General features: G+C 42.7%; 3 protein-coding genes and 2 pseudogenes. 1 reads left to right on the forward strand and 4 read right to left on the reverse strand.

Going from position 1 to position 5,850, the window contains the following annotated elements:
• Positions 1-189: pseudogene (locus V7K32_RS19660) on the forward strand (hypothetical protein); the annotation flags it as partial.
• A 254-nt stretch (positions 190-443) separates the two neighbouring features.
• On the opposite strand, the pseudogene V7K32_RS28845 reads toward V7K32_RS19660, so the two are convergent.
• The 4 genes and pseudogenes from V7K32_RS28845 to vnfK form a co-directional block, all read right to left on the reverse strand.
• Positions 444-539 (reverse strand): annotated as a pseudogene (locus V7K32_RS28845) (IS6 family transposase); the annotation flags it as partial.
• Positions 540-917: 378 nt separating this feature from the next.
• Positions 918-2,417 carry a nitrogenase component 1 gene (locus V7K32_RS19665; protein ID WP_334995483.1) on the reverse strand — a complete coding sequence of 500 codons (1,500 nt, stop codon included), beginning with the start codon at positions 2,415-2,417 and terminating at the stop codon, positions 918-920.
• Between the two features lie 217 nt (positions 2,418-2,634).
• Positions 2,635-4,164, reverse strand: a complete 1,530-nt coding sequence (locus tag V7K32_RS19670) for a nitrogenase component 1 (RefSeq protein WP_334995484.1) — start codon at positions 4,162-4,164, stop codon at positions 2,635-2,637.
• A 234-nt stretch (positions 4,165-4,398) separates the two neighbouring features.
• Positions 4,399-5,850 (reverse strand): V-containing nitrogenase subunit beta (gene vnfK / locus V7K32_RS19675; protein ID WP_334995485.1); only part of this gene is annotated, 1,452 nt, incomplete at its 5' end.

A 5,850-nucleotide genomic window follows, 5' to 3' on the forward strand; every position in this document is an offset into this window, starting at 1 on the left:
TGTGAGGCTGCTAGAGTATGGCATTACTACTTTATACAACTTTTGCGCTCACTTTACTTCAACACAGTAAAAGATGTCAAATGGGTTCTATACAGTACGTGTTTGAAAGACTGGTATGAAAAATACTTGAAGAAAGTGGTGAATCTGACACTTGATGCCAAGCACCAGGGGGAAGAAATGAAGTGCTAGGGTTGGGGGAAAGAAAAAAGGTTGTATTGCAAAAACTTGTTGAGGATAAAAAAATGTATAAATCAGAACTAGTTATGCGGCTACTGCAAAAATTTGAGCAACAAATTTAACTTGAGCAATGATGTCTGTTTTTTCAACTCCCTTGACCATTTTTTGAATTCAAAATGTAAAATTAAGAAGAAATAAAAAATTTTGAATTGATTAATTCTGGGTACAGAGCAAGCACTGATTGTAATTTTGAATTGATAATTTTGAATTGTTTTGACTTGTCCCTTACGGATCATGTTTATAGCCTCATATCCTCTCAAGGTTCGCCTCTCCGCATTGAACGAGGCAAATCCCATTCCTGGTATAAGGGTTTCAATCTATAATTCAAACGTACTATCATCCCAAATTTATGCGAGGCCCCAAGGGGGCTGCCAAGGGCATCGCATAAAAATAGAGTTTTGAGAGCAGAGTGATAATTTAAATAGAATTTAGGTAAATCGCTAAAACCATCATGGTAACTAGGTTTTCTGGTTTTTAGCAATTTCTCGAACTCCAAAAAAAATGGGCGAACCGGGAGTGATAAGCTATCGCGCCTACAAGTTGCACCATTTTTATTGTCAATAAAAGCTGGAAATCCTCTCCCTTGCTCCCTGCTCCCCTGCGGTTTCAATGTGCAAATTAAATGCTTAAGAGCTTAACTCTGAATCAAGATATCAAAACATTCTTGACACAATACTTTTCTATGTCCAATGAATCTCTTTGGAACGAAAAGCTCTATCCCAATCGTTAGCAATCACCTCCATTATATTGATCATACCTTCATAACCAAAATATGGCTTGTCAACATAAGTTTCTCTGTTAGTGGGGCTAAATACATCAAAAGCAATTTTGATTCCCAATTCCTCTGCCATGTATTTTTCCCATGCCGAGCCAATCACAGCATCAACATCAAACTCTTCTAAGGTCTGTTTTACCTGATAGCCATCTGCCGAAAATATGACGCGGGAATTAAGACCGAGGCTGTGCAGTTCTCGCTCCAGAATTGAACGAGAATCAGGCATCGCCGAGCGAAATAATAAGACTTCTGGAATCATCTCCAATTCTTCAAAGAGCATTCTGACCAGTCCAATGCCAAGCGTCCCATCCGCAGATACGGCAATTCTACAGTTACGATATCGGGGAATAATCATTAATGCTCGTTTGCGAAGTGTATCTACGACCATTTCTTCGCCTTGTTTAATTAGCGGTTCGACGACTTTTTCTTCGATCTTGAAATGTGTCGCCAATGCCTTCAACCATCGGCTAGTGTTGTTTACACCCACTGGTAAAGGTATATCATCAAGGATCAAAGGGATGTCATGGGTCTGTTGCATTTTCCGAGCAAACTTATACCCAACATCATGACTGAGAACAATATTGGCGGTTGCCTCACCAGCTTGCTCTAGTTCTTCAAATGAGGTATTATGAGAGAAGACCGTCTGTACTTTAATTGTTAAAGATTTTAACGTCTTCTTTACCCATTCCAAATCAGCCCACCAAGTAGGATTCAAATTTGCTTGTGGCGCAATGATATTTACAATCCTTGGCTTTCTGCCCCTTCTCTTCGTCTGCCTTTTTTTGATAAAAGGAAGTAAAGCCTCTAAACCCATCTCCAAGCCATCGTAAGCATTGCCCCGAAACCCACCAGCCATTAAAGGAACGAGTTTGGCTTTGATATCTGGCTGAAGCTGGTTGCACAATCCCGCAATATCTTCACCAATAATGTCTGCCGCGCAAGTACCAACGACAAACATGACTTTAGAATCAAAAGATTGATCCGCCTCTTTAATCATCCCTTTGAGTTTCTCAGACGCTCCCATCACAATGTCTGACTCAAAAAGACGAGTACAACCTACTTTCCGCTTGGTGAAATCAACCTCATGAGCATCATACCCAGCTGCAACAGTAGACGCGCAACCCTGTGGAGACTGAATCACAATACTGACATCTTTAATGCCAGCAACCGTAGTTGCAATACCTTCAAGGGCACAGCCAACTACTGGGTCTTTACTATGGTTACAATTGTCAAAAGTTGTTTCAGCAGACATTTTTTCCTCCTGTTTTTCTAAGGCTTGACTATGGGAAATGCGTTTCACGCAGCCTGTAGCGACTTCTGCCTTGACGTTTCCGTGTTTCGCGTAGCCTGTAACGGCTTCTTTTTTCCCTGTAGCGACTTCCGCCTTGACGTTTCCGTATTTCACGTAGCCTGTAACGGCTTCTGGCTTGACATTTTTGGCTTAAGCTTTGCTCGGATAAAACGCCACCGAATCAGCGTGCAGTGTTTTCCAGTCCTTACAATGCAGCCAGTCCCAGTTTTTTGTTAATAATCGCTTGACTTTCAAGACAGTCGCTACAATTTTCTGCGCCTCTGGGTGAGACAAATCCATACTTTTATTTAGCAAAGTCACATTTTATTTATTACTCGTTACAACATTTGCCCCGTCTCTTCTCTGCATATACGGTACAATCAGGCAGGTCTTGGGCTAGTTTTCCAGTTAGTGATTGAGCAGATGCTAACCCGGAATTTTTCGGGAACACCATTTGCTTGGTTAAGGAACTGCGAGGTCTAAAACCATATTGAAGTGCTGTTTTAATACACTTTGCGACCTTTAAGGCTCCGCGATAGCCAAATCTGGGACGATTTAAGATGGCATTTAAATCAACGACCGGAATATGGGGGAAACTCAAGGAAGAACCAAAATATACTACTGATTCGGTATCAAGACCACCAATAAAATCTAGTAATTCATCTTCCGTTTGTTTCATGGACTCGTACTTACCAAAAGCCAGTGTCCCCTTCGTAATCAAGATTTCCGGGTCTAACCCTGTTTCCAACAAGTAATCTACACTGGTTTCTCGTGCTTCTGTACTCCACGGATGGAAGTTATAAATTACTACACGCATCCCAAAATCACGATCTAACATGTGGGCAAGGGATAAGCACTTGATAGCATCGTGTCCTTCGATAATTGCTAACTTCCCTTCTATATAACCCTTAGCTGACTCAAATTCAGTCTTGATTGCGGCATATTCCCTTTCCATTAAAGCAGCCGCCTGTTCTTCCATCCCTAAATATTTTGCCGCTCCTTCGAGCCACTTTTCTGTAGCGGTGATCCCATAAGGAAGGATAGTAGAGTTTAGCGGAGTACCAAACTTGTCTGACATGGCTTTACCAATGGTATAGCCAAGATCCAAACATAAAGTACAGTTGACTGCCGCACTTGGTGCTTGCTTAAGTTCTTCTAAAGTACAGTCACCAGCGATGACGCTGTGAACTCTTGCCCCTATTCCTTCTATCAATCGTACCAGTTCCTTAACATCAGTTTCGACTTCTGTCCTTTCAGGGCCCATCTTCGCGCCCACAATATTGACAGAATCGGCTAGTTGTGCTTTCCGTTCTGGAGTTGGCGGCTCCATAAAGTCTACAATTTGCCGAAAGACGATATCAAATCCACTGCGATACTCGCCTGCGAATCCTTCGCAATGTATCGTCATGATTTCAGACTGGATTTCGCCACGCGCCTTATTCACTACATCATCAACACAGTCGCCAATAATACCAGACGCGCAACTAGTAGCAACAACGATCGCATCGGGATGGTATTTTTCATTTACTTCTCGAATCGCGCCTGCTAATTCTTTTTCCCCTCCAAAAATTACTGCCTTCTCACTCATGTTCGTAGTCACCACAGGTTCATAAGGTGAACCACTATTGCGGCTATTGGTCAGTTTGTATGCCCGCTTGACACCATAAGCACAGCCACTCGGCCCGTGAGAAATGACGATCGCATTTTTAATGCCACTTAAAATCTTGGTTGCAGTCCAGAATTTACAGGGGCGGGTATGACTACCTTGTAAACTGGTCTTGATTTTACCCTCTTTTGCCAAGCGATACAGTTCGCTCAAATTTCCGTAAAATACGACATTCTGATCTATGCTTGCAGTCATGAGAACTCTCCAGTCTTTCAATAGCTTCTGTAGCAGTACCCTGTTGTGAGTCGTAAACCAGGCGACTGAGCCACCCTCTGACTAATCAGTTAAACGGGTGCTGCCTGGTTTACAATTGATGTAGGATTGCTAAGTATCGGTAAAAACTTCGATGGAAATACCATCTAATGATTTGGGCATGGACGACAGAAATATCACTGCGGATAGATTCCATCCCCCATACAGATCAGTCTCTTACCAAACGTTTAAGAGCCATTCGCGATCGTGCTTGTTTTCCATATCTGCAAACATGGCGTTAGCAATATTATCTGCTAGCCATTCTGCTCCTTTATAGCCAATAATTGGGTATTTCCACAGACCTGCCCGGTCAAAGCTGGGGAAGCCAACCCGAACCATCGGAATTTTGTTATCGATAGAAATATATCGACCCTTTGAATGACCTAGAATTAAGTCGATTTCGAGGGATTTATCTTTAATGCGGCGCTCCAATTCCCAGAGGTCTGCATTCCAGATGACTTCGATATCACAGGCTGCTTGCTTCTCCAACTCGGCAATTCTTGGGTCTTTGGTGCAGGCTCTGTTGTCGTCTCCCAACAACATCAGCACTGGCTCCAACTCAACTTCTAAGCAGAACTCTGCTAGACCAATTACTAAATCGGGATCTCCGTAAATAGCTACCTTCTTGTTGGCAAAGAACATGTGTGCAAGGTCTGCGATCGCATCAATAGCTTTACCACGTTCTCTGACTAAAGATTCTGGTATTGCTTTCCCAGTTAGTTTTTGGATGTTTTGCAGCCAAGTGTCGGTATTTTTGATGCCAATTGGTGTTGGGCCAATGATTGCGGGAACCTTAAACTTCTCTTGTAAGAATTCGGCTGCGCTGCCTCCTTCATATTTACATAAGGCAATAGTTCCCAACGCATTGGCAGAATCAGCAATTTCTTCGATGGTGCTATTCCCAAAGGCAAAACTTGTCTTATCGGGCATGGTGGGCGCATCGAAGGTTTCTGTATCCAGTAAAATGTTTCCTGGAACGTCCATCTCTTTTAAGATGCGCTTAACTTCGGTGACATCTCCAGGGTTAAGCCACCCTGTGATCATGTTCAACTTGCCAGTTGGTTCGCCTTTTTTTGCTAGGCTAGAAATGATTGCATGTACGCCGACATTATAGCCAGTGACTTGACTGCCTTTGTAACTGGGAGTATGTACAGGAACAAGGATAACCTTGCGATCGGGATAGTCTTTCTTTAACTGGGCATTGAGCTTGTTAATGGTTCCTTCGATATCGTCCCCAATTGTCTCAGTTGAACAAGTCGTAATAATTGGGATAATCCGTAAATCGGGATATCGTGCTACTAAGGTGTTTACGGCTTCCTCAATGCGTGGCTGTCCTCCAAGAACAGCGCTATTTTCATGGAGTGAAGAAGAAGCAATGTCAAAATTTTCCTTCAAATGCTGGGCAAACAGGAGGCGAACAAACATACTACAGCCTTGTCCTCCATGCACCAAGGGAATACAATCTTTGATTCCTATGGAAGCATATTCAGCCCCAGCAGGCTGACAGGTAAATATAGGATTGATGATTCCCTTACGTTCTTTCTGTTTTACGACTAAAGACATTCTCTTGACTCCTAGATAGCTTAGAATTGGTGATTTTGTTTGTTTGGCGTTGCTGAACGAAGATAT

Source organism: Nostoc sp. (assembly GCF_036917635.1).
Lineage (GTDB): Bacteria > Cyanobacteriota > Cyanobacteriia > Cyanobacteriales > Nostocaceae > Nostoc.

Excerpts from the sequence above, each read along its gene's own strand:
- V7K32_RS19670 (WP_334995484.1), bottom strand. The coding sequence starts at position 4,164 with ATGACTGCAAGCATAGATCAGAATGTCGTATTTTACGGAAATTTGAGC.